Annotated in this window: 15 protein-coding genes and 1 tRNA gene; 8 read left to right on the forward strand and 8 right to left on the reverse strand. The window is 72.8% G+C overall.

Translation table 11 applies throughout. The features are described 5' to 3' along the window. Positions 1 to 100: 100 nt before the first annotated feature. Together glmU and ABZ842_RS04370 are read right to left on the reverse strand one after the other, a co-directional pair. The gene (gene glmU / locus ABZ842_RS04365) at positions 101 to 1,549 is read right to left on the reverse strand and encodes a bifunctional UDP-N-acetylglucosamine diphosphorylase/glucosamine-1-phosphate N-acetyltransferase GlmU (protein WP_361531371.1); all 1,449 of its coding nucleotides are present in this window, start codon (positions 1,547 to 1,549) and stop codon (positions 101 to 103) included. Between the two features lie 111 nt (positions 1,550 to 1,660). Continuing rightward, a tRNA-Gln gene (locus ABZ842_RS04370) sits at positions 1,661 to 1,731 on the reverse strand. 173 nt (positions 1,732 to 1,904) lie between these two features. On the opposite strand from ABZ842_RS04370, the gene ABZ842_RS04375 reads away from it, so the two are divergent. Next, complete coding sequence (locus ABZ842_RS04375; RefSeq protein ID WP_361531374.1) at positions 1,905 to 3,239, forward strand: histidine kinase; 1,335 nt, start codon at positions 1,905 to 1,907, stop codon at positions 3,237 to 3,239. Positions 3,240 to 4,034: 795 nt separating this feature from the next. Here ABZ842_RS04375 and ABZ842_RS04380 read toward each other — a convergent pair. Together ABZ842_RS04380 and ABZ842_RS04385 are read right to left on the reverse strand one after the other, a co-directional pair. Further along, positions 4,035 to 4,580, reverse strand: coding sequence for an SUKH-3 domain-containing protein (locus ABZ842_RS04380; protein WP_361531377.1), 546 nt, complete (start codon positions 4,578 to 4,580; stop codon positions 4,035 to 4,037). A 10-nt stretch (positions 4,581 to 4,590) separates the two neighbouring features. Beyond that, on the reverse strand, positions 4,591 to 5,106 hold the full coding sequence (locus ABZ842_RS04385) for a YwqJ-related putative deaminase (protein ID WP_361531380.1): 516 nt from the start codon (positions 5,104 to 5,106) through the stop codon (positions 4,591 to 4,593). Positions 5,107 to 5,334: 228 nt separating this feature from the next. Between ABZ842_RS04385 and ABZ842_RS04390 the strand changes: the two genes are divergently transcribed. The 6 genes from ABZ842_RS04390 (at position 5,335) to mfd (ending at position 18,221) form a co-directional block, all read left to right on the forward strand. Further along, positions 5,335 to 6,405, forward strand: a complete 1,071-nt coding sequence (locus ABZ842_RS04390; protein ID WP_361531383.1) for an SMI1/KNR4 family protein — start codon at positions 5,335 to 5,337, stop codon at positions 6,403 to 6,405. Between the two features lie 7 nt (positions 6,406 to 6,412). After that, positions 6,413 to 8,749, forward strand: coding sequence for an SUKH-4 family immunity protein (locus ABZ842_RS04395; RefSeq protein WP_361531386.1), 2,337 nt, complete (start codon positions 6,413 to 6,415; stop codon positions 8,747 to 8,749). A gap of 408 nt (positions 8,750 to 9,157) precedes the next feature. Next, positions 9,158 to 10,192: a cellulose-binding protein gene (locus ABZ842_RS04400; RefSeq protein ID WP_361531389.1), complete on the forward strand. Its 1,035-nt coding sequence runs from the start codon at positions 9,158 to 9,160 to the stop codon at positions 10,190 to 10,192. 793 nt (positions 10,193 to 10,985) lie between these two features. After that, complete coding sequence (locus ABZ842_RS04405; protein WP_361531392.1) at positions 10,986 to 11,774, forward strand: ABC transporter ATP-binding protein; 789 nt, start codon at positions 10,986 to 10,988, stop codon at positions 11,772 to 11,774. After that, complete coding sequence (locus ABZ842_RS04410) at positions 11,771 to 14,344, forward strand: FtsX-like permease family protein (RefSeq protein WP_361531395.1); 2,574 nt, start codon at positions 11,771 to 11,773, stop codon at positions 14,342 to 14,344. The genes ABZ842_RS04405 and ABZ842_RS04410 overlap by 4 nt, the downstream gene beginning before the upstream one ends. Before the next feature lie 298 nt (positions 14,345 to 14,642). After that, positions 14,643 to 18,221 (forward strand): transcription-repair coupling factor, encoded by a 3,579-nt coding sequence (mfd, locus tag ABZ842_RS04415; protein ID WP_361531398.1) that lies wholly within the window; start codon positions 14,643 to 14,645, stop codon positions 18,219 to 18,221. 338 nt (positions 18,222 to 18,559) lie between these two features. On the opposite strand, the gene ABZ842_RS04420 is transcribed toward mfd, so the two are convergent. Together ABZ842_RS04420 and ABZ842_RS04425 are read right to left on the reverse strand one after the other, a co-directional pair. Continuing rightward, entirely contained in the window at positions 18,560 to 19,000 is a 441-nt protein-coding gene (locus tag ABZ842_RS04420) for a DUF4259 domain-containing protein (protein WP_361531401.1), read from the reverse strand. Beyond that, entirely contained in the window at positions 18,918 to 20,258 is a 1,341-nt protein-coding gene (locus tag ABZ842_RS04425) for an MFS transporter (protein ID WP_361531404.1), read from the reverse strand. Before ABZ842_RS04425 ends, ABZ842_RS04420 begins: the two co-directional genes overlap by 83 nt. 56 nt (positions 20,259 to 20,314) lie before the next feature. On the opposite strand from ABZ842_RS04425, the gene ABZ842_RS04430 reads away from it, so the two are divergent. Continuing rightward, a complete protein-coding gene (locus tag ABZ842_RS04430; RefSeq protein ID WP_361531407.1) occupies positions 20,315 to 21,361 on the forward strand; it encodes a helix-turn-helix domain-containing protein in 1,047 nt (348 codons plus the stop codon). 120 nt (positions 21,362 to 21,481) lie between these two features. Here ABZ842_RS04430 and ABZ842_RS04435 read toward each other — a convergent pair whose 3' ends face one another. Continuing rightward, complete coding sequence (locus tag ABZ842_RS04435) at positions 21,482 to 22,405, reverse strand: hypothetical protein (RefSeq protein WP_361531410.1); 924 nt, start codon at positions 22,403 to 22,405, stop codon at positions 21,482 to 21,484. Between the two features lie 39 nt (positions 22,406 to 22,444). Further along, positions 22,445 to 23,488 carry a DUF4352 domain-containing protein gene (locus ABZ842_RS04440; protein ID WP_361531413.1) on the reverse strand — a complete coding sequence of 348 codons (1,044 nt, stop codon included), beginning with the start codon at positions 23,486 to 23,488 and terminating at the stop codon, positions 22,445 to 22,447. Between the last annotated feature and the right edge of the window lie 3 nt (positions 23,489 to 23,491).

Below are 23,491 nucleotides of genomic sequence, written 5' to 3' on the forward strand. Positions count from 1 at the left end.
GTGTTCTCTGGCCGCGGACAGGGGCGATCGCGGGCCAGCCGAATGTGTGCACGTATCACGGTACGCCCAGTTCGGCGCACCTGTTTCCGGTCAGTTCTCGTCAGAGGTCCTCGGGGGTCTTCTCGGCAGCAGCCGCCGCAGCCTGTGCCGCGGCGCTGCCGGGGCGCTTGCGGGCCACCCAACCCTCGATATTCCTTTGCTGGCCACGGGCGACGGCCAGCGACCCGGCGGGGACGTCCTTGGTGATCACGGATCCCGCCGCCGTGTAGGCGCCGTCCCCGACCGTGACGGGAGCCACAAACATGTTGTCCGACCCCGTCTTGCAGTGGGAGCCGATCGTGGTGTGGTGCTTGGCCTCGCCGTCGTAGTTCACGAAGACGCTGGCCGCGCCGATGTTGCTGAAGTCGCCGATCGTGGCGTCGCCGACGTACGACAGGTGGGGCACCTTGGTGCCCTCGCCGATGGACGCGTTCTTCATCTCCACGTACGTCCCGGCCTTGGACTTAGTGCCGAGCCGGGTACCGGGGCGCAGATACGCGTACGGGCCGACCGACGCCTCGGCGCCGATCTCCGCACGGTCCGCGACCGTGTTGTCCACCCGGGCGCCGGCGCCCACGGCGGTGTCCTTGAGGCGGGTGTTGGGACCCACTTCCGAACCTTCCCCAAGATGGGTGACCCCCAGCAGCTGGGTACCGGGGTGGACCACTGCGTCTGGCTCGAAAGTGACGGTGACGTCGACGAGGACGGACGTCGGGTCCACCACCGTGACGCCGGCCAGCATCGCCTGCTCCAGGAGTCGTTGGTTCAGCAGTCGGCGGGCCTCGGCGAGCTGTACGCGGTTGTTGATGCCCAGGATCTCCCGGTGATCGCCCGCCACGGACGCGCCCACGCGGTGCCCCGCCTCCCGCAGGATGCCCAGGACGTCGGTGAGGTACTCCTCGCCCTGGCTGTTGTCCGTGCGGACCTTGCCCAGCGCGTCCGCCAGCAGCTGCCCGTCGAAGGCGAACACCCCGGAGTTGATCTCCCGGACCGCCCGCTGCTCCGCCGTGGCGTCCTTGTGCTCCACGATCGCGGTCACCGCGCCGGTGGCCGCGTCGCGCACGATCCGCCCGTAGCCGGTGGCGTCCGGCACCTCGGCCGTCAGAACCGTCACCGCGTTCCCGTCGGCGGCGTGGGTCTCGGCGAGGGCGGTCAGCGTGGCGCCGGACAGCAGCGGGGTGTCGCCGCAGACCACCACGACCGTGCCCGAAACGCTCTGCCCCAGCTCCTCCAGCGCGATGCGCACCGCGTGCCCGGTGCCGTTCTGCTCGGCCTGGAAGGCGGTGCGGGTACCGGCGTATCGATCCGCCAGATGGGCTCCGACCTGCTCGGCGGCGTGGCCCACGACCACGACCAGGTGCTCCGGGTCCAGCTCGCGCGCCGCACTGACGACGTGTCCGACGAGGGATCGCCCGCAGATTTCATGCAGGACCTTGGGGGTCTTCGACTTCATGCGGGTGCCCTCACCCGCTGCGAGGACGACGACGGCTGCCGGGCGGTTGGCGCTCACGGGAATGCCCTTCGGCTTCGAGTGGTGGACATCCGAAGGATACCCAGGGCTCCTACCAGCGAAATGAGGGCGGGTCCGGACCGTCGCTGGTCAGGACCCGCCCTCGCGGTGCTCCCAGGGAAGGAATCGAACCCTCATTCAATGGACCAAAACCATTTGTCCTGCCATTAGACGACCTGGGAAGGCCGCTCGTGGTGACGCGGATCTCATGACCGCGGATCACCGGAGCAGCCCCTACTATGCCGTACCGCCCGCCCCCGCCGCGACGGTGTTGGCTTGAGAGGCCGTACAGAAGCGCGAATCTCCGACGAAACTGCTGGGAATTTCGGTATGGGGCGCCCGTAGGCTGGAGGACATGACCACAACGGGGGCACACCAGGACGCCACGGGCGACACCACCCGTACCTGGCTGTGGTGGGGACGGCGGCGGAGCGTCGCGCTGGACGTGGGGATCGGCCTCGTGTCCGCCGTCGAGTGCGCCGTCGAAGGGGTGCACTTCGCGGGGCGCACCGGCTCCCCGACCGCCCTCGCGGTGGTCTTCGGCCTCCTCGTCGGCTCCGTGCTGACCGTACGGCGCCGCTGGCCGATCGCGGTCGTCCTGGTCGCCGTCGCGATCACCCCCGCACAGATGGGGTACCTGCTGACCGTCGTCGGCCTCTACACGCTGGCCGCGTCCGACGTGCCGCGGCGGATCATCGGCACGCTCACCGGCATGTCCCTGGTGGCCACCCTGGTCGTGGTCTACGTGGAGATGGAGAAGGACATGCGGGACGTGCCCCGGGAGGAGTACGTCGACCCGGGCGCCTGGTTCATCCCCACGATGTCGATCTTCGTCGCGGTGGCGATGACGCTGCCGCCGATCCTCTTCGGCCTCTACATCGGCGCGCGGCGCCGGCTCATGGAGAGCCTGCGCGAGCGCGCCGACAGCCTGGAACAGGAGCTCTCGCTGCTCGCCGACCGGGCGGAGGAGCGGGCCGAGTGGGCGCGCACCGAGGAGCGCACCCGGATCGCCCGCGAGATGCACGACGTGGTGGCGCACCGCGTCAGCCTGATGGTGGTGCACGCCGCGGCGCTCCAGGCGGTCGCGCTCAAGGACCCCCAGAAGGCCGTGAAGAACGCGGCGCTCGTCGGCGACATGGGCCGCCAGGCGCTGACGGAGCTGCGCGAGATGCTGGGCGTGCTGCGCGCGGGCGCGGAGGAGGAGCGCAAGAAGGCGGTGCCGCTGGCCGCGGTGGGCGCGGCTGCGGCTGCGGCTGCTGCGGCGGCGGCCGGCGTGGGGGACGGCGCCGGGAGCGCGTCCATCGCGGACGTCGAGGTGCTCGTCGGGCAGTCCCGGCAGGCGGGGATGGTCGTCGAGTTCGCCGTCCACGGCGAGGTGCGGGTGTACGCGCCGGAGGTCGAGCAGACCGCGTTCCGGGTCGTCCAGGAGGCGCTGACGAACGTGCACAAGCACGCGGCGGGCGCGAAGGTCCTGGTGCGGCTGGCGCACCGCGACGCGGAGGTCGCGATGCAGGTGGAGAACGGCGCGCCGGACGCGGCGGACGGCGGGGCGCACGCCCCGGACCTACCGAGCGGGGGCAACGGCCTGGTGGGCATGCGGGAACGGGTGCTGGCGCTGGGCGGGGTGTTCGTGTCGGGGCCGACGGACGCGGGCGGCTTCCGCGTCTCGGCGGTTCTCCCGGCGAAGTAGCCTCCCGGCGGGAAGCCCCACCGCCTGCGGCGACCTCGCGCTGCTGCCCTGCCCCGCGCGGCCGTGCCCGCGTCTGCCGGGGGCGCTCCGGGCCCCTCACCCTGTCCGCCGTTGCACCGCGAACGCGCCGGCCTCTGCGGCCCGGTGGTCGGTTGCTCGCGCAGTTCCTCGCGCCCCTGGGCGTGCTCGCCGTTGCACCGCGAGTGCGTTGGCCTCTGTGCCCCGGTGGTGGGCTTGTCGCGCAGTTCCCCGCGCCTCTGACGTCCCCGCCGTAATCCTGCACGAAGGATCAGTCACTGCGGGCCGTGGGTGCTCCTCGCGCAGTTCCGCCCCCTACGCCCAGAGGGCGTGGGGGGACCCCCAGCGCCCCTGGGCATGCCCGCCGTAGCCCTACCAGAACGTTGGCCCCCGCGCCCCGGTGGTGGGCTGTTCGCGCAGTTCCCCGCGCCCCTGATTCGCTGCCCCCGCCACTTGTCTGCGGGCTGAGGGCACGGGGTTTAGGGGCGCGGGGAACTGCGCGAGAACCACGCACGGTCCGCAGAGGCCAGCGCGCTCGCGGTGCAGCGGTGAGCACGCCCAAGGGGCGCGAGGGAGGGCGCGCTCGCGGGGAGCGCTAGGCCGTGTCTGACGAATCCCGTCTGGGCCGCGGCACCCGGCACGCACACTCGCTGCGTTGTCGGGATCTTCCTGGTACGTCCAGTACGAGGAAGACCCTCCGCCTTGCGATTGCACGCACCGGATGCCGCGGCCCCCGCCCTCAGGGGCGGACGACGCTATTTGTCAGACACGACCTAGCTAGCTCGGGAGGGTGAGGCGTTGGGGCTGGTGGCCCAGCAGGAGCAGGGTCAGCGCGCGGTCCACGTCCGCGCCCAAGTACCAGTCGCCCGTGTGGTCCACGCTGTACACCCGCCCCTCCGCGTCGATCGCCAGCACCGCCTGGTCCTCCCCCTCCGCGCCGAGCGGGGCGAGCTCCGTGTCCAGCGCGCGACCCAGGTCCGACAGCGTGCGCGCGAGGTGGAGCCCGTACAGCGGGTCCATGCGTATCTCCGGCGGCGGCGCGGTCTGCCGGCCCGGCCCGAGCGCCGGGATCCGCAGGCCGCCGAACTCCGCCCACGCCTCCACCGCGGCAGGGAAGACGGTGTGCCGGTGGCCGGCCGGTGAGGCGTAGGCGCGCAGGGCGTCCGCCCAGTGCTCGGCGAGCTTGATGTCCCAGCGCCCGGGCTGCCAGCCCGCCTCCCGTAGCGCCGCGTCGACGCCGACCGGGAAGCGCGTGGTGCTGTGGTTGCCGGGGGAGCTGTTGGGACGTCTGGGATCGCTGGGGTTCGTCAGGTCCTCGGACATGGTGGGCGGGTCAGCCGTTCTCGGGTGCGGTGGGGTCCACGGCTCGTACGCCGAAGTGGTCGAGCATCGCCGTGCAGGAGCGGCACGGCGGCGCGTAGGTGCCGTGCAGCGGATCGCCGTCCTCCCTGATCCGGCGCGCCGTCACCTTCGCCTGCTTGAGCGCGCGTTTGGCCTCGCTGTACGTCAGCGGCTTGCGCTGGGCGCGCTTGGAGCGCTTGCCGTCCGCCGTCGACAGCTGCCGCGACAGCAGGATCGCCTCCGGGCAGCGCCCGGTGAACCGCTCCCGCTGCGCGCTGGTGAGGGTGTCCAGGAAGTCCTGGACGAGCGGGTGGAGCACCGGCGCCCGGTCGCCCTTCGCCGCGGTCGACGTCAGCGTCTGCCCGCGCACGGAGAGCGCCGCGGCGACCGTGGGCAGGATGCCGTCGCGGCGGTGGTGCAGCGCGGGTGCGCGCGTCCCCTCGTCACTGCTCCAGCTGAGACGAGGATCACCCGTGTCGCTCTTGGTATTCGGTTGCGCTGTGTGCATGGCGCGGTGGTCCCTCCCGTGCGCTCCCCCCGAGCAACGAACAGCCTGCCAAACGCCGTGCTGCGTGGGGAAGCTGGGGCGATGAAACGTGTCTGCCCGTGGCCGTTCGGTCACTCGGATGTGACGCGCCGTGACGGTCGACGGCGGCCCTTCGAGCACGGGCGACGCCCGTGTGCCCACCCGCATAGGCTGTCCCGAACATTCGGAAGCCAGCAGGGGGCATAACCCATGACGACAGGTCGGCCAGGGCCGGGAGCCGCGCCTCCCGGCCCCGGAGCCCAGGAACCCGCCGCGGTGCCCGACGCGCCGCCGAACGCGGCGTACGCCGGTCAGGTCGTGAACTTCCCGGACCCGGTACGGGCCGCCCGCCACCCCCGCGGGGTGCGCGTGGACGCCGACGGCTACCCGGACTTCTCGCCGTACGCCCGCGCCGCCGCGGAGATCGCCGACCCGCCCGAGGGCTTCGGCATCGACGAACTGCGCCTCACCGACTACGTGTCCGCGAACGCCGCGCTGCACGCCGAGGGCCACGAGCTGTGGGACACCGTGCCCGCCGTCGCCACCCCGCACGGCTGGACCTGGCACCACGTCCCCGGCACCCGCCGTCTCGAACTCGTCCCCGCCGAGGTCAAGGCGCTGCTGCGGCACCACGGCGGACTCGCCACCGCCGGCGTCGACCAGAACAAGCGCGGCACCCGCCCCCTCCAGGAGACCCGGCCCGCGCACTTCGGCCTGCCGCGCCGCGGCGTCGCCGTCAGCGAGCAGCAACTGCTGGGCGTGGAGGAGGACCTGGGCTACCGCCTCCCCGGCGCGTACCGCACCTTCCTCAAGGCCGCCGGCGGCTGCGCCCCGGTCGGCGCCGCGCTCGACGCGGAACTCGGCCTCCTCGTCGACCAGCCGTTCTTCACGGTCCGCGACGAGGCCGCGGTCAACGACCTCGTGTACGCCAACAAGTGCCTGCGCGACCACCTGAGCAAGGACTACCTCGGCGTGGCCTTCCTCCAGGGCGGGCTGCTCGCGGTCAAGGTGCGGGGCGAGGCCGTCGGCTCCGTCTGGTTCTGCCCCTACGACGACGCGCGCGACCGGGACGGCTGGCGGGTCCAGGAGCGGGTGGAGCGGCTGTTGCTGCCCTGCGGCGACGACTTCGACGCGTTCCTCAAGCGGCTCGCGGGCAGTCCGCCGGAGCTGGAGACGGTGGCCGGGCTGATGGTGGACGGCGGTTTCGCGCGGGCCGTGCCCGTGTCCGCGGCCGACGCGTCCGGTGCGGCCCGGGTGTTCGACGGATCGGATGGGGAGTGACGCTCCGATGGTGACCTTCGCGCAGGCGCAGGAGCGCGCGGAAGAGTGGGTCAACGGCGACGTGCCGGCGTACCAGCACCGCGAGGTGCGGGTGCGCGAGTTCGACCTGGGCTTCGTCGTCTGGGCGGAGGACCGCGAGGGCGGCGTCCGCTCCGACGACGGCGCGCAGCGGCTCGTCATCGCCCGCGACAGCGGAGAGGCCACGCTGTGGCCGGCGCTGCCGGTGGGCGAGGTGATCAGGCGGTACGAGGAGGAGTACGGGACGGCCGCGGACGCACCGGCGCCGGCCGCGCCCGAACGGCCCCAGCGCATCGACCTGAACCAGACGTCCTTCCTGATCACGCCGCCGGAGTGGCTCCAGGAGGCGGCGGACCGCAGGTCCGATGCGACGTCCTCGTCCTCCGACGGCTCGACGGGTGACCGCGCCCCGTCAGCCGGTCCTGCAGGTCCTGCCGGTCCTGCTGGTTCCGCTGGCGGAGGGGAGCGGGACGATCCCTTCGCGCCGGTCTCCCCGTCGAACGCGTCCCGGGGCGGCGGCTCGTGGCCCACGCCGAGCCATGGCGCTCCGGCCGCGGGCGGGGGCGCGGACGACGGGTCCGTACCGCTGCCGGCGACCGTGTTCGAGCCGCCGTCGGACGGGGCGGACGCCGACGGGACGAGTGCGGAGCTGCCCACCGCGTACATGTCGGGCGGCAGCCAACTGCCGCCGACGGCGGTCGAGCGTCCGTTGCAGCCGGGACAGGACGTGTCCTCCGACGGGACGTCGGGTGGCGCCGGGCCGTCGAGCGGGGCCGGTGTGCCCGTGGGGGCCACGCCGCCGCCGTCCGTACCGCGTACGCCGCCCTCCGTGCCGGCGACGCCCCCGCCCGTCGGTGCCACGCCGCCGCCCGCTCCCTCGGCTCCCTCGTCTTCCGCGTCTTCCTCGGTTCCTTCTCCGACGGGGCCGGGTGCGCCCGGTGCGCCCGCGGCCGGCTATCTGCCGACGCAACTCGTCTCCCAGGTCGGCCCGGACACCCCGCCGCCGCCCGGACCGCCCGCGCCTCCCGGGCCCTCGGCCACGCCGCCGCCGTCGCCGTCGCACCCGTCGTCCGGCGGGGGAGTGCACCACGCGGCGACCATGCTCGCCGGCCCCAACCCGTTGGGCCCCGGTGCACCCCCGCCTCCGGGGCCTCCGGGACCTCCCGGGCCCCCTGGACCGCCCGGTCCGCCGCGCCCTCCGGGGCCGCCTCCCGCACCCGGTGCCACGCCGCCGCCCGGCCCGCCTCCGCCCATACCCGGCCCGCCCGGTCCGCCGGGTGTGCCTGGGACTCCGGGGGCTCCCGGTGCTTCTGGTGCTTCTGGTGCGTACGGCTATCCGCAGCAGCCGACCCGGCCCACGGTCGGCCCCGGCTATCAGGCCGTGCTGCGCTACCGCGCGCCCGACGGCTCCGAGGCCCAGCTCATCCGCCGCAGCGCCCCCGGCACCCCGCACCCCGAGTGGCAGATCCTGCACGAGCTGCGGGCGCTGAACGTGCCCCCTTCGCAGGTGCTTGAGCTGCACACGGAGCTGGAGTCCTGCGAGCTGCCCGGCGGTTACTGCGCCCGGATGATCCGCGAGACCTGGCCGCAGGCGCGGATCACCAGCATCGCCCCGTACGGCAAGGACCACGCCGGCCGGCAGCAGGGCATGCAGCAGCTGATCACCCACCAGGGCGAGCTGCACCAGGTCGCGGACGGCCCGGCGCGTCCGGCGCCGGTGCGCGCCCCGCTGCCGCAGGTGCAGCCGGCGCCCGCGGTGCCGCCGCAGGGCCTGGCGCAGGAGCTGGCGAACGCCTTCGGCCCGCACGGCGTCAGCCGGTTCGACCAGCGGGCGGTGTCGCGCCAGGGCGTGCCGGAGGTCGTGGCCACGACCCTCGTGTACGCGGGCGTGCCGATCGACTTCAACCCGTTCTTCTGGGCGCAGCCGGCCCAGCCCGTCATCCCGACGCTGGCCGAACTGGCGCTCCAGCGGCAGGTGCAGCCGGCCGCGGACGCCTCCTCGTACCTGGTCGTCGGCAATGACTTCGGCCGGGCGATCTGCGTGCAGTACGGCACGGCGAACATCGTCGCCGTGCCGGTGGAGGCGCCGGCGGACGGCCGGCCAGTGGCGCCGCAGTTCGTGAACTCGGGGCTGCCCGAGTTCGTGCGCTGCATGGCGCTGCTGGGGAACATGTGGCGGCTGCGGTACGGGCTCAACCCGGAGCAGGCGGGCCGTTGGACGGTCGACTTCCAGGCGTACCTGGCCGCGCTCGACCCGGCGGCGCTGGCGTCCCCGGAGAGCTGGTGGTCGGTGCTGCTGGAACAGATGTGGGACGGGTTGCTGTAGGGGGCTTCTTATGGATCAGGCTGGATGAGGGTGGGGGTCCCTCCCACGCCCTCCGGGCGTAGGGGGAGGGAGTCGAAGCGGTGGGGGCACCTCCCGTGCCCGCAGGGCACAGGGGGCCTTCGGCGACCGACGACAACGCGGAGAGGCATGGTGCCAGGGCACGCGAGCCCAGCAAGATCCATCAGAAGCCCCCTAGTGCTCGGGTAGGGCCCGCGCACGGCGGCACGGGAGGGGCGTTCGGTCCGCGAGGGACCGGGCGCCCCTCCTCCGTTTGCCTTCGATACCGAACTCCTTCGTACTCTTTCGGGTTCTCCTGCCGAGTGTCGTTTTATGACCGCTTCGTTTGGATCCTGGATGATATGCGCACTATCGCGTCATGTGTTATCGGGAGCCGAAGGGGTTCGCAGGATGAGTACCGTCTCCGCACCGTCGTCGCCCCACGGCCGCAGCGGCCTTGATGGGTTCGACGTCGTACGCCGTGGATACCGCCCGGACCAGGCCGACGCCTACGTGGCGGCGCTCTCGGACGACCGGGACGCCGCCTGGGAGCGCGCCGCCCGCCTCACCGTCCTCGCCAGGCGCATGGAGGCGGAGGCGGCCCGGCTGCGCGAGGTGGTCTCCGGACTCGGTCCCCAGACGTACGAGGCACTGGGCGGCCGGGCCCGCGAGCTACTGGCGCTGTCCTGGGAGGAGGCCGACCACGTGCGCACGGCCGCCCGCGAGGACGCGCAGGCGCGGACCGAAGCGGCCGAGGCGGACGCGCAGCGCCTGCACGACGCCGCCGGGGCACGGGCCGAAGCCGAACGCGCAGCCGCCGACGAGTACGCGCAGCGGCTGCTGTCCCGCGCGCGGGAGCGCGGCGGCGCGGCGCTGATGGAGGCGCGCCGCGAGGCCGCGGACCACCGCGCGGAAGCGCTCGCCGAGTGGAAGGAGACGCGCCTGCGGGCCGAGGACATGCTCGCCGGTCTTGAGGCCGAGCAGTCCGACCGCTGGCAGTCAGCCGAACTCGTCGTCGCCGAGCGGCTGGCCGCCCTGGAGGACCGTTGCGCGGACGCCGCCGCGCGCGCGGAAGCCCTGCTCGCCGACGCCGAGCGGGAGCTGGGGGAGGCGCAGGAGCACGACCGCCGCCTCCAGGAGGACGCCGAGGCACAGGCCGCGGAAGCGCTCGCGGCGGCGCGGGCGGAGGAGGAGCGCACGGCGCGCGAGACGGAACGCATGCTGCGGGAGCACGAGCAGGTGCGCGAAGAGGTGCGGGATCACATGGCGCACGTACGGAACAGCCTGGTGACGCTGACGGCGGGCCGGACCCCGGACGCCCCGACACAGCCGGTCGCGGCGGCGGTGGCGGCGGCCGTCCAGGCCGCCCCTGCGGAGCCCGCGGCGGCACCCGCGCCCGAGGCGCAGACCCCCGCCCCCACCGACCGCGACACGTCCACGTCCTAGGCCGCGCCTCTTCTCGCCTGCCGATGCCTCGGCGTGCGCGATAGCGCCGTGCGGCGAGCTGTACTGCGGCGTCTGCGGCCAGTCTGTGGCTGTTCGCGCAGTTCCCCGCGCCCCTAAAAACCTTCGCCCCAGCCCGCAGACAAATGACGGGGGGAGCAAAACAGGGGCGCGGGGAACTGCGCGCTAAGCCACGGACGGGCTGCGGAGACCAGTGGTCCCGCAGGGAAACGGCGGGTGGGTCTAGGGGCGCGGGGAACTGCGCGACAAGTCCCCACCGGGCTGCAGTGGTGATGACTCCCGCGGGGAAACGGCGAGGCTTTTAGGGGCGCGGGGACCAGCGGTCCCGCAGGGGTACGGCGGCTGTGCCCAGGCGCACGGGGCAGCGCGGGCGGGGGAACCCCGAGACGCGGCTCCACCCGGGGGTGGAGACCCCTAGGGGCATCTCCCTAGAACTGCCCGGGAGACGTTCGTCCCGAGGGACGACGAGCCGACAGGCCCCGACTCCCTACGGTGTTTCTCGCGGGGAAGGTTCGCACGAGTTCGCAGCTACAGGGGCGTTTCCCCCGTACGCGTTCGCCCGGCGGGCGCGTCCCCCGGCTCCGGAACGGGGGGCCGGAGCCGGGGGACACGGGGGCGGACCCCACCGCGGGGTGGGGTAAACCCCCGCCCCAAGACGGTGACCCGCACCAGCGCGCCGACCGGGGCCCCGCAGACAGACTTTTCACGGAGGCGCGAGCAGCAGCTGCCGGCCGCCTTCGAGCGCGACAGTCGAGACCGACATAGGAGATTCACCGTGACAACGGCTACGACCATTCCGCCCCACGGGGCCACCGGAGGGCGCACGGCCGTCGCGGCGCGCGGTCGGCAGATCGTCAAGGCGTACGGCTCGGGCGAGACGCGCGTCGTCGCCCTCGACCACGTCGACGTGGACATCGCCCGCGGGCAGTTCACCGCCATCATGGGCCCGTCCGGCTCGGGCAAGTCGACCCTGATGCACTGCCTCGCCGGGCTCGACACGGTGACCTCCGGTCAGATCTACCTGGACGACACCGAGATCACCGCGCTCAAGGACAAGAAGCTCACCCAGCTCCGCCGGGACCGCATCGGCTTCATCTTCCAGGCGTTCAACCTGCTGCCCACGCTGAACGCCCTGGAGAACATCACGCTCCCCATGGACATCGCCGGCCGCAAGCCCGACGGCGCCTGGCTGAACCGGGTGGTGGAGACCGTCGGCCTCGCCGGGCGGCTCAAGCACCGGCCCACCCAGCTCTCCGGCGGCCAGCAGCAGCGCGTCGCCGTCGCCCGCGCCCTGGCCGCGCAGCCCGCGATCATCTTCGGCGACGAGCCCACCGGAAACCTGGACTCCAGAGCCGGCGCCGAAGTCCTCGGCTTCCTGCGGCGCTCCGTGGACGAGTTGGGACAGACGATCGTCATCGTCACCCACGACCCGGTCGCCGCCGCGTACTCCGACCGCGTCCTGTACCTCGCGGACGGCCGCATCGTCGACGAGATGTACCGGCCCACCGCCGAAGCCGTGCTCGACCGCATGAAGGACTTCGACGCCCGGGGGCGTACGTCGTGACCGTCTTCCGCACCTCCCTGCGCAACTTCTTCGCCCACAAGGGCCGCATGGCGCTCTCCGCGATAGCGGTCCTGCTGTCCGTCGCCTTCGTCTGCGGCACGCTGGTGTTCACCGACACCATGAACACCACCTTCACCAAGCTCTTCGCCTCCACCACGCCCGACGTCACCGTGCAGCCGAAGGAGTCGGCGGACGACGTGGAGGACGACGGCGCCAGCGGCCGGCCCCCGACGCTGCCGGCGTCGGTGGTCGAGCAGATCCGCTCGGCGGACGGCGTCGCCTCCGCCGCCGGCGGGGTGAACAGCAGCAGCGTCACCGTCGTCAACGCCGACAACGACAACGTCGGCGCCACCTCCGGCGCGCCCACCATCGCGAGCAACTGGTCCGAGAACGACCTCAAGATGTTCAAGGTCACCTCGGGCAACACCCCGCGCGGGCCCACGGACGTGATGGTCGACAAGGACACCGCCGAGAAGCACGACCTCAAGCTCGGCGACGAGCTGCGCACCATCACCGTCAGCGGCGACTTCACCGCCAAGATCAGCGGCATCGCCTCCTTCAAGGTGACCAACCCCGGTGCGGCCGTCGTCTTCTTCGACACCGCCACCGCGCAGCGTCAACTGCTCGGTGAGGAAGGGCTGTTCACCTCGGTCGCGGTGACCGGCGCGGACGGCGTAGCCGACCGGCAGCTCAAGGAGAACGTGGCCGCCGCGCTGGGCGCCCCGTACAAGCTGGAGACGGCGAAGGAGGCCGCCGACGCCGACCGCAAGGAGCTGGGCTCCTTCCTGAACGTGATGAAGTACGCGATGCTCGGCTTCGCCGGGATCGCCCTCCTCGTCGGCATCTTCCTGATCGTCAACACCTTCTCCATGCTGGTCGCCCAGCGCACCCGCGAGATCGGGCTGATGCGGGCCATCGGCTCCAGCCGTCGGCAGGTCAACCGCTCCGTGCTGCTGGAGGCGCTGTTGCTCGGCGTCGTCGGCTCCGTCGCGGGCGTCGCCGCCGGCGTCGGCCTCGCGGTCGGCCTGATGGAGCTGATGGGCTCCATGGGCATGAACCTCTCCACCGACGACCTCACGGTGAAGTGGACCACCCCGACCGTCGGCCTGGTCCTCGGCGTGATCGTCACCGTCGTCGCCGCGTACGTCCCGGCCCGCCGCGCCTCGAAGATCTCGCCGATGGCGGCGCTGCGCGAGAGCGGCATGCCCGCGGACGGCAAGTCCGGCTGGATCCGGGCCGCGGTCGGCCTGCTGCTCACCGCGGCGGGCGCGGGCGCCCTGGTCGTCGCCGGCCAGGCCGACGAGGCCAGCGAGGGCTCCATGCTCCTCGGCGTCGGCGTCCTGCTCACACTGCTCGGCTTCATCGTCATCGGACCGCTGCTGGCGTCCGTGGTCGTCCGCGTCCTGAGCACCCTGGTGCTGCGGGCCTTCGGCCCCGTCGGCCGGATGGCGGAGCGCAACGCCCTGCGCAACCCGCGCCGCACCGGCGCCACCGGCGCGGCCCTGATGATCGGGCTGGCCCTGGTGGCCTGCCTCTCCGTCGTCGGCTCCTCCATGGTCGCCTCCGCGACCGAGGAGGTCGACAAGTCCGTCGGCGCCGACTTCATCGTCCAGTCCTCCGGGCAGCCCATCGTGCCCCAGGTGGCGCAGGCCATGCGCAAGACGGCCGGCGTCGAGCACGTCACGGAGTACCGGACGGTATCCGCGAAGGTCACCGCCCCCGACGGCAGCTCCAGCCGCAAGATGCTCACCGCCGCCGACCCCACGTACCCGAAGGACCTGCGGATCAACACCGCCGCCGGCGAGCTGTCCGACGCGTACGCCGAGGGCGCGATGTCCGTCGGGAAGGCGTACGCGCAGAAGCACGGCGTCGAGCTGGGCGACAGGCTCACGGTCGCCTTCGGCGGCGGCGCCACCACGGAGCTCACCGTCCGCGCCATCACCGCCGACGAGTCGACGCTGGAACAGGACTCGATGTTCGTCGGCACGGCCACCGCGCGGGCGCACGTGCCCGCCGACAAGCTGCCGCAGGTCGGCATGCTCTTCGCCTCGGCGCAGGAGGGCCAGGTGGAGCAGGTGTACGCGGCCCTGAAGAAGGTCCTGGACGCCTATCCGCAGTACCAGGTCATGAACCAGGCCGACTTCAAGGAGGACCTGCAGGACCAGATCGGCCAGCTCCTGAACATCGTCTACGGCCTGCTGGCCCTCGCGATCATCGTCGCGATCCTCGGCGTCGTGAACACCCTCGCCCTCTCCGTGGTCGAGCGGACCCGCGAGATCGGGCTGATGCGCGCCATCGGCCTCTCCCGCCGCCAGCTGCGCCGGATGATCCGACTCGAATCCGTCGTCATAGCCCTCTTCGGCGCCCTTCTCGGCCTCGGGCTGGGCATGGGCTGGGGCACCACGGCGCACCGGCTGCTGGCCCTGGAGGGCATGGGCGTCCTGGACATCCCCTGGCCCACCATCGCCACGGTCTTCGTCGGCTCGGCCTTCGTGGGGCTCTTCGCGGCGCTGGTCCCCGCGTTCCGCGCGGGGAGGATGAACGTCCTGAACGCCATCGCGACCGACTGACCGACTGACGGACTGACCGTCTGACGGACCGAGGGACCCGCGGGGAAACACCGAGGGACCAACAGGGGATACGGGGGACACGGGGGACGGGCCCGGTCCCGGAGGCGACGAGCTTCCGGGGCCGGGCCCACGACCGTTCCCGTGAGGAAGCCCTCACGGACCGTGGCCGAACCCCGTCGTCGGGCGCGCGGGGCCGGTGGGCGCGGGCGTACGCTGGGGGGATCCCCGGCCCGCACGACGTGCCGGGCCGTTCGTGTTGCCCGCACCCGCTCCGCTTCACCGGGATGGAACGCCTTTCATGAGTCTGCACGGTCTGCTGGACGCCGTCGTACGTGACCCCGCGCTCACCGAGGCCGTGGAGGCCGCCCGGGGCGGGGCCCGCAGGCACGTGGATCTGGTCGGGCCGGCCGCGGCGCGGCCCTTCGCCGTCGCCGGGCTCGCCCGGGGCAGCGGGCGGACAGTGCTGGCGATCACCGCCACCGGGCGGGAGGCCGAAGACCTCGCCGCCGCCCTCAGGTCGCTGCTGCCCGAGGACTCCGTCGTCGAGTACCCGGCCTGGGAGACCCTGCCCCACGAGCGGCTCTCCCCGCGCTCCGACACCGTCGGCCGCCGGCTCGCCGTGCTGCGCCGACTGGCGCACCCCGCCGCCGACGACCCCGCCGCGGGGCCCGTCTCCGTCGTCGTAGCGCCGATCAGATCCGTGCTCCAGCCCCAGGTCAAGGGGCTCGGCGAGCTGGTGCCCGTGGCGCTGCGCACCGGTGCGCAGGCCGATCTGAACGAGGTCGTCGAAGCGCTCGCGGCAGCCGCGTACTCCCGGGTGGAGCTGGTCGAAAAGCGCGGCGAGTTCGCCGTCCGCGGCGGCATCCTCGACGTGTTCCCGCCCACCGAGGAACATCCGCTGCGCGTGGAGTTCTGGGGCGACGACGTCGAGGAGATCCGCTACTTCAAGGTCGCCGACCAGCGCTCCCTGGAGGTCGCCGAGCACGGACTGTGGGCGCCGCCCTGCCGTGAGCTGCTGCTCACGCCCGAGGTGCGGGAGCGGGCCGCCGCGCTCGCCGAGGCCCACCCCGAACTGGGCGAACTCCTCAACAAGATCGCCGAGGGCATCGCCGTCGAAGGCATGGAGTCGCTCGCGCCCGCCCTCGTCGACGACATGGAACTCCTCCTCGACGTGCTCCCCGACGGCGCCATGGCCCTGGTCTGCGACCCGGAGCGGGTGCGGACCCGCGCCGCGGACCTCGTCGCCACCTCGCAGGAGTTCCTCCAGGCGTCGTGGGCGGCGACCGCGATGACCAGCGCGGTCGAAGACCGCTCCGACAAGGGTGGTGGGCGACGGGTGGGCGGCAAGGCCCCCATCGACCTGGACGCCGCATCGCTGTGGGGCATCGCGGACGTCCGTGACCGGGCCCGCGAACTGGACGTGATGTGGTGGTCGGTGGCCCCCTTCGCCGCCGACGAAGAGCTCTCCGACGACACCCTCAAGCTCGGCATGCACGCCCCCGAGGCGTACCGCGGCGACACCGCTCGCGCCCTCGCCGACACCAAGGGCTGGCTCGCCGACGGCTGGCGCACCGTCTTCGTCACCGAGGCCCACGGCCCCGCCGCCCGCACCGTCGAGGTGCTGGGCGGCGAAGGCGTCCCCGCCCGCCTCGACGCCGACCTCGCCGAGATCTCCCCGGCCGTCGTCCACGTCGCCTGCGGCTCCATCGACTACGGCTTCGTCGACCCCGGCCTCAGACTCGCCGTCCTCACCGAGACCGACCTCTCCGGCCAGAAGGCCGCCGGCAAGGACGGCCGGCGGATGCCCACCCGCCGCCGCAAGACGATCGACCCGCTGACCCTGGAGACCGGCGACTACATCGTCCACGAACAGCACGGCGTCGGCCGCTACATCGAGATGGTGCAGCGCACCGTCCAGGGCGCCACCCGCGAGTACCTGGTCGTCGAGTACGCGCCCGCCAAGCGCGGCCAGCCCGGGGACCGGCTGTACATCCCCACCGACCAGCTGGAGCAGATCACCAAGTACGTCGGCGGCGAGGCCCCGACGCTGCACCGGCTCGGCGGCGCGGACTGGACGAAGACCAAGGCGCGCGCGAAGAAGGCCGTCAAGGAGATCGCCGCCGACCTGATCAAGCTGTACTCGGCCCGGATGGCGGCCCCCGGCCACGCCTTCGGCGCCGACACGCCCTGGCAGCGGGAGCTGGAGGACGCCTTCCCGTACGCCGAGACCCCCGATCAGCTCTCCACCATCGCCGAGGTCAAGGAGGACATGGAGAAGGCGATCCCGATGGACCGGCTGATCTGCGGCGACGTCGGCTACGGCAAGACGGAGATCGCGGTGCGGGCCGCGTTCAAGGCCGTCCAGGACGGCAAGCAGGTCGCCGTGCTCGTCCCCACCACCCTCCTCGTGCAGCAGCACTTCGGCACCTTCTCCGAGCGCTACTCGCAGTTCCCGGTGAACGTCCGCGCCCTGTCCCGCTTCCAGTCCGACACCGAGTCGAAGGCGACCCTGGAGGGGCTGAAGGAGGGCTCGGTCGACATCGTCATCGGCACCCACCGGCTGTTCGCGTCCGAGACCAAGTTCAAGGACCTCGGCCTGGTGATCGTCGACGAGGAGCAGCGCTTCGGCGTCGAGCACAAGGAGCAGCTGAAGAAGCTGCGGGCCAACGTGGACGTGCTCACCATGTCCGCGACCCCCATCCCGCGCACCCTGGAGATGGCGGTGACCGGCATCCGCGAGATGTCCACCATCACCACCCCGCCCGAGGAGCGGCACCCGGTCCTGACCTTCGTCGGCCCGTACGAGGAGAAGCAGATCGGCGCCGCGATCCGCCGCGAACTGCTGCGCGAGGGCCAGGTCTTCTACATCCACAACCGGGTGGAGTCCATCGACCGGGCGGCGGCCCGGCTGCGCGACATCGTGCCCGAGGCGCGGATCGCCACCGCCCACGGCCAGATGTCGGAGAGCGCCCTGGAGCAGGTCGTCGTCGACTTCTGGGAGAAGAAGTTCGACGTGCTCGTCTCCACCACGATCGTGGAGTCCGGCATCGACATCTCCAACGCGAACACGCTGATCGTGGAGCGCGGCGACAACTTCGGCCTGTCCCAGCTGCACCAGCTGCGCGGTCGCGTCGGCCGCGGCCGGGAGCGCGGGTACGCGTACTTCCTCTACCCGCCGGAGAAGCCCCTCACCGAGACCGCGCACGAACGGCTGGCCACCATCGCCCAACACACCGAGATGGGCGCGGGCATGTACGTCGCCATGAAGGACCTGGAGATCCGCGGCGCGGGCAACCTCCTCGGCGGTGAGCAGTCCGGCCACATCGCGGGCGTCGGCTTCGACCTGTACGTCCGGATGGTCGGCGAGGCCGTCGCGGACTACCGGGCCTCGCTGGAGGGCGGCGTGCAGGAGGAACCGCCGCTGGAGGTCAAGATCGAGCTGCCGGTCGACGCGCACGTGCCGCACGACTACGCGCCCGGCGAGCGGTTGCGCCTCCAGGCGTACCGCGCCATCGCCTCCGTGAACACGGAGGACGACATCAAGGCGGTGCGCGAGGAGCTGACCGACCGCTACGGCAAGCTGCCCGAGCCGGTCGAGAACCTGCTGCTGGTGGCCGGCCTGCGGATGCTGGCGCGGGCCTGCGGGGTCGCCGAGATCGTGCTCCAGGGCAACAACATCCGGTTCGCGCCGGTGGAGTTGCGGGAGTCCCAGGAGCTGCGGCTGAAGCGGCTCCATCCGCGCACGGTGATCAAGCCGGCGGCCAACCAGGTGCTGGTGCCCCGCCCGACGACCGGGCAGATCGGCGGGAAGCCGGTCGTGGGCCGCGAGTTGCTGTCGTGGACGGGAGAGTTCCTCACCACCATCCTCGGCGGCTAGTTCCTGCCGCGGTGCGCGTTCCCGCCGTGCGGGTGTGCGGTGCTGCGGCGTCTGCGGCCCGGTGGTGGGTTGCTCGCGCAGTTCCCCGTGCCCATGTTTCGCTTCCCTCGTCGGCAACCTGCGGGACGAGGGATTTTGGGCGCTGGGGTCGGGCTGTAGACGACTGACGGGCTCAGGCACATCAGGGGCGCGGGGAAAACTGCGCGAACAACCCACCACTCAGCCGCAGAGACCAGCGCTCCCACGAGGAAACGGCGCCGGGGCCTGGGGCTGTGCGACCAGCCACAGACGGGCCGCAGAGACCAGCGCTCCCGCAGGGAGACCCGCGTCCCGCAAGGTCACGCGTGGCGGGGCGCCTGCTCGTACGCGCCCGGGCGGGCCGTCAGCACGCACCGCAGGCGGTGGACACCCTTGCGCCACTCCACCGCGTCCTCCCCCTCCCACAGCTCCACCAGCTCCGAGCCCTCCTCGACGACCCGGTCCAGCGCCCGGACGGCGAGGGGCCGCAGGCCGGGGCCGAAGACCGGGAGGGGCTGCTTCGGACCGTAGTTCGGGTTGACGGTCTCGCCGTCGGGGCACTGCGCTGCCACCAGCGCCGCGGCGGCCACGGCCTGGTCCCCCTCGTGGCTGTCGAGGAAGTCGGGGACGGCGACCTCCAGCGCGCGTATCAAAGTGGACCGCACGATCGCCTCGCGCTCACCGGGCGCGGCTTCGTCCAGCCGGCCGGCGAAGTCGGCGGCGGAGTCGTTGTCGAACGGTCCGGTGTCCCAGGTCCCCATTGCTGTCCCTCCCGTGGTGTCTCCCACCCCGATGGTGGCACGCCCCGCTGACACCTTTGACCCGCAGGGACCGCCCCGTCCACCCGAGCAACCCCACCGCCCCCAGCAGCGCGACCACCGCGCACACCGCCCGCCAGCCGCCCGCGCCGTACGCCCGCACCCCGAGCCAGGAGCCGGCCGCGCCGCCCAGGTAGGCGAGGGTCATGTACGCGGTGTTCAGCCGGGCGCGGGCGTCCGGGCGCAGGGCGAAGACCCGGGCCTGGTTGGCGATCGTGCCCGCCTGGAGCGCCAGATCGAGCAGGAGCGTCCCGACGACCAGTGCGACCAGGCCCGTCGCGCCGCCCGCAGCGCCGGGTACGAGCAGGGCGGCGGAGGCGACGGTCGCGAGCAGGGCGCCGAGGGTCACCGCGTTCGGGCCGCGCCGGTCCACCAGCCGGCCGGCGAGCGGCGCGACGACCATGGTCACCGCGCCGACCAGCGCCAACACCCCCACGGCCTGGGCCCCCAGGGCGTACGCCGGCCCCGTCAGCAGCAGCGCCGCACACGTCCACACCGCGGAGAAGGCGCCGAAGACGGCCGCTTGGTAGAGGCAGGAGCGGCGCAGCTCCGGCTCGCTGCGCAGCAGCCGCAGCGCCTCGGCCACCAGCGCCGGGTACGCCCGTCGCGTCGCCGCCGCGGTCGCCGGAGCCGTACGGAAGAGGACGACGGCGAGCAGCGCCACCAGTCCCGCGGCGACGAGGTACGGCGTCCGCCACCCCGCCGCCTCGCCGAGCGCGCCACCGAAGGCGCGGGCCAGCAGCATGCCGCCGATCGAGCCGCTGAGCAGGGTGCCCATCACCGCGCCGACCCGGTCCGCGGGTACGAGACCGGCCGCCATCGGGCCGATGACCTGCGCGGCCACGGTGGTGAGGCCCACCAGCGCGCAGGCGGCGACGAGGACGGGCAGGGCGGGTGCGCTGCCGGCGGCGAGCAGTCCGACGGCGGTGGTCGCGAGCAGGGCGACGAGCAGCGGGCGGTGCGCGAACCGGTCCCCGAGCGGCACGACCAGCAGGATGCCGGCGGCGTAGCCGAGTTGGGTGGCGGTCACCACGGTGGCCGCAGCGTCCGTCGACGTCCCCAGGTCCGCGGCGAGCAGCGGTACGAGCGCCTGCGGGAAGTACACGTTCCCGACGGCCACGGCGCAGGTCAGCGCCAGCAGGAGCAGGGTGCGGCGGCTGAGGGCGGCGGGCGCGCCCGGCCGGTCCGGAACAGGAGTCATGCCCAGCAGTGCACGGCAGGGAGTGCGAACGGCCAATCGATGTAGCGTATTGCTTAATGATCAGCTTTGAGTTCGGCGTCGACGACCTCGCGGACACCCGGTTCGCGCTCTCGCCCCTCAGCGAGGTGATGCTGAGCCTGCGGGTGCTCCAGGACCCGGGCCTCTCGGCGCTGCACCTGCCGTGGCGCCGGGCGGTGCTGGCGCAGTTGCGCGTACGGGAGCGGTCGCGGGCGCTGGACGTCGACTTGTTGATGTCGCTGGTCGCGCAGCGGCGCACGCTGCCGGACTTCCTCACTCCGCGCCCGGAGACCTTCGCACCGGCCTTCGACGACGAGTTGGCCCGGGTGCGGGCGACCTCGCCGGAGGTCGTCCGGCGCGATCTGCTCGCCGCGCACGCGCCGGACCCGTTGCCCGAGCCGCTGCGGGCCGTCGCCGTTGCCGACGCCGCCGCCGTCGACGACGGGTGCGGCGCGGTGGCCCGGCTCCGGGACGCGGTCTGCGAACTGCTGCGGCAGTACTGGGACGTGGCCCTCGCGCCGCACTGGCCGCGGATGCGGCTGCTGCTGGAGGCGGACATGACGTACCGGGCACGGCAGTTGGCCAAGGGCGGGGCGCGGCTGCTCTTCGCCGACGTGCATCCCAACCTGCGGTGGAGCGACGGCGTGCTGCACGTCAGCCGGGTGCGCGGGGCGTACCGCAGCGCGGCGTCGGGGCGGGGGCTGCTGCTGGTGCCCTCGGTCTTCGCGCACAAGCCGGCGCCCCCGGTGGGTCGCGACGAGCCGCCGCTGCTCTTCTACCCGAGCCGGGGCGTGGGGACCTTGTGGACCGCGGCGGACGACGGGCCGGCGGGCGCGGGGGAGGCGCCGTCCGATGCGCTGGTGGCGCTGATCGGCCCGCCCCGGGCGCGGCTGTTGTTGCTCCTCGCGGAGCCGCTGCCGACGGCGGAGTTGGCCCGCCGGCTGCGGGTGACCCCGAGCGCGGTCTCGCAGCACCTGCGCGTGCTGTACGGCTCGGGGCTGTTGAACCGGGCGCGCGACGGCCGGTCGGTGCTGTACCGGCGCAGCGCCCTCGGCGACCGGCTGCTGAGCGACCCAGGGCGCTGAGCGCGCGACGGGCTGAGCACGTGATGGTGCTCAGCATGCGACGGCGCGGGGCGGGACCGCTCCCCTGTGGCGGTCCCGCCCCGCGCCGTCGCGGTTCGTCTCTCCGTACGCCCTCTACGCTCAGACGTTCTCGCTGGCGCCCTCGTCGAACTGCTCCATGTCGATGACCTTGTTCGGCGAAGGCACCGTGGGCAGCGGCGCCGAGCCGAAGTTGGACAGGGTCAGCGTCTCCATCTCGGCGTCCTTGCTGGGGTCGGTCACCTTGAGGATGTAGGGCTTGCCCTCGCTGGCGATGAAGCCGGTGTCACCGGTGGCGTCCTTGAACGGGACGGCCTTCTTGCCGTCCACCACGGTCTCTTCGCCGCGGTGCATCGCGTTCGAGCCGGAGCCGGAGCCGGAGCCGGAGGTGTCCGCCTTGAGCTCCTTGAACATCTCGTCCAGGTTGCAGAACTCGGCCATGTCCTTCATGTCCGGGTCGGAGGACGGGCCCTTCATCCACTTGCCCCTGAGGACGCCGAGGACGGCGTCCGCCTCGGCCTTCGGCGTGCCCGGCGGCACCACCTGGGTGCGCAGCATCTTCTCGTCGGGCTTGAGGTAGACGTCCTTGCCGATGACGGCGAGGTCCATCCGCCCCTGGTTCTCAAGGACGAACTTCCCCACGCACTGGCCCGTGTTGTGGATCGACATCTCGCCCGTCATGCGCCCCTTGAGGTCGGGGTCGTTCATCGTTCCCGCGAATCCGATGGTCACGGACGAGACGTCGGTGGTGACCCGTACCGCCTCCGCCACGACCTCGTCGTCGCTCTTGCCGCCGAAGGGGTCGTCCGCCCCGCCCGACGAGGGCTTCTCGGTCGGGGACGACGTGGCGCCGGCCTTGTCGGCGCCGTCGGCCTTCGCGCCGTCGGCCTGTGCGGCCTCGGCCGCCGCCTTCGCGCCGCCGGCCTTGTCCCCGCCGCAGGCCGTCGCGGTCAGCGCGAGCGCGGAGAGCAGGGCCACGGCCGCGGCCTGGCGGCGACGGGGGCGGAGGCGGGTGATCACTGACATGCGTTACTCCGGGTCTGCTGCTGATGGGTGACGGGAGCGTCAGACGGGCAGCTCCCACTGCACCGGGCCGTAGTCGAATCCGGGGGAGACCTCGACGGTCAGGTTCTTGGCGTCGGCGGGTGCGGAGAAGCCGAAGGAGACCGTGGCCTTCTTGCCGGGGGCGACGCTGCCGTCGAATCCCATGCCGACCGAGTCGTCGTAGATCTTCTCGGCGGTGACGCCGTCGGCTCCCGCGCGGGCGTCGACGATCGTCAGGATGCTGTCGAAGCTCTTGGTCCCGGTGTTCTCGATGGTCACGGTGACCTTGTACGCCTTGTTGCCCGAAGCGTGGCCCGCCGCGAACTCGCCGGGGGTGAACTTCTTCGCCTCCGTCACGGTGACCTTGAGGCCGTCGTCGTAGGAGGCGGTGTCGCCGGGCGCGTACGCCTGGCCCTCACCGGCACCGTCGCCGCCCCCCTTCCCCTTCTTCCCCTTGCCCTTCTTGCCCTTGTCCTTCCCGCCCTTGCCGTCCTTGTCGTCGAGTCCGGGCTCCTGGGGAGCGGTGGCCTCGTCGATGGACTTGTCGAGCTCGTCCACGGCGTCGTTGGTGATCTGGACCGTGAGGACGGCGCCCACGACGCCGAGGACCATGGCTACGCCACCGATGATCGAACCGGCGGTGGCGGAGCGGCCGTTCGACGCTTCGCCGCGCTTGGCGCGTCCGCGTCCGACCAGGCCGAGGATGAGGGCGAGGAGCCCGAGCGTACCCCCCAGCCAGAAGACGAAGGGTATTGGGCCGGTGATAAGGCCGATGATCCCGAGGATCAGGGCCGCGGTGCCGAGGCCGTTGCGCAGCGGGGCGCGGTGCCCGCCGCCGGGACCGACGGGTCCGCCGTGGCCGCCGTGGCCGGTGGGTCCGCCGGGCCCGGGGGGAGTGCCGCCGGCGCCCGGCTCCCAGTGCGGCTGGGTGGCGGCGGTCGACTGCGGATCGCCGTAGGGCGCGGCGCCCTGCTGCGCGTCACCGCCGGTCCCGTACTGCTGGGGCGGGTTGCCGCCGCCGTACTGGGGCGAGTTGCCGTACGGGGGCTGCGATGAGTGGGACATGGA

The sequence above is a fragment of the Streptomyces sp. NPDC047315 genome, assembly GCF_040643215.1.
Taxonomy (GTDB): domain Bacteria; phylum Actinomycetota; class Actinomycetes; order Streptomycetales; family Streptomycetaceae; genus Streptomyces.

What these genes read in the sequence shown, in the direction of transcription:
- ABZ842_RS04375 (WP_361531374.1), top strand. Translation starts at nt 1,905, where the DNA reads ATGACCACAACGGGGGCACACCAGGACGCCACGGGCGACACCACCCGT.
- ABZ842_RS04380 (WP_361531377.1), bottom strand. Translation starts at nt 4,580, where the DNA reads ATGTCCGAGGACCTGACGAACCCCAGCGATCCCAGACGTCCCAACAGC.
- ABZ842_RS04385 (WP_361531380.1), bottom strand. Translation starts at nt 5,106, where the DNA reads ATGCACACAGCGCAACCGAATACCAAGAGCGACACGGGTGATCCTCGT.
- ABZ842_RS04390 (WP_361531383.1), top strand. Translation starts at nt 5,335, where the DNA reads ATGACGACAGGTCGGCCAGGGCCGGGAGCCGCGCCTCCCGGCCCCGGA.
- ABZ842_RS04395 (WP_361531386.1), top strand. Translation starts at nt 6,413, where the DNA reads ATGGTGACCTTCGCGCAGGCGCAGGAGCGCGCGGAAGAGTGGGTCAAC.
- ABZ842_RS04400 (WP_361531389.1), top strand. Translation starts at nt 9,158, where the DNA reads ATGAGTACCGTCTCCGCACCGTCGTCGCCCCACGGCCGCAGCGGCCTT.
- mfd (WP_361531398.1), top strand. Translation starts at nt 14,643, where the DNA reads ATGAGTCTGCACGGTCTGCTGGACGCCGTCGTACGTGACCCCGCGCTC.
- ABZ842_RS04420 (WP_361531401.1), bottom strand. Translation starts at nt 19,000, where the DNA reads ATGGGGACCTGGGACACCGGACCGTTCGACAACGACTCCGCCGCCGAC.
- ABZ842_RS04425 (WP_361531404.1), bottom strand. Translation starts at nt 20,258, where the DNA reads ATGACTCCTGTTCCGGACCGGCCGGGCGCGCCCGCCGCCCTCAGCCGC.
- ABZ842_RS04430 (WP_361531407.1), top strand. Translation starts at nt 20,315, where the DNA reads ATGATCAGCTTTGAGTTCGGCGTCGACGACCTCGCGGACACCCGGTTC.
- ABZ842_RS04435 (WP_361531410.1), bottom strand. Translation starts at nt 22,405, where the DNA reads ATGTCAGTGATCACCCGCCTCCGCCCCCGTCGCCGCCAGGCCGCGGCC.
- ABZ842_RS04440 (WP_361531413.1), bottom strand. Translation starts at nt 23,488, where the DNA reads ATGTCCCACTCATCGCAGCCCCCGTACGGCAACTCGCCCCAGTACGGC.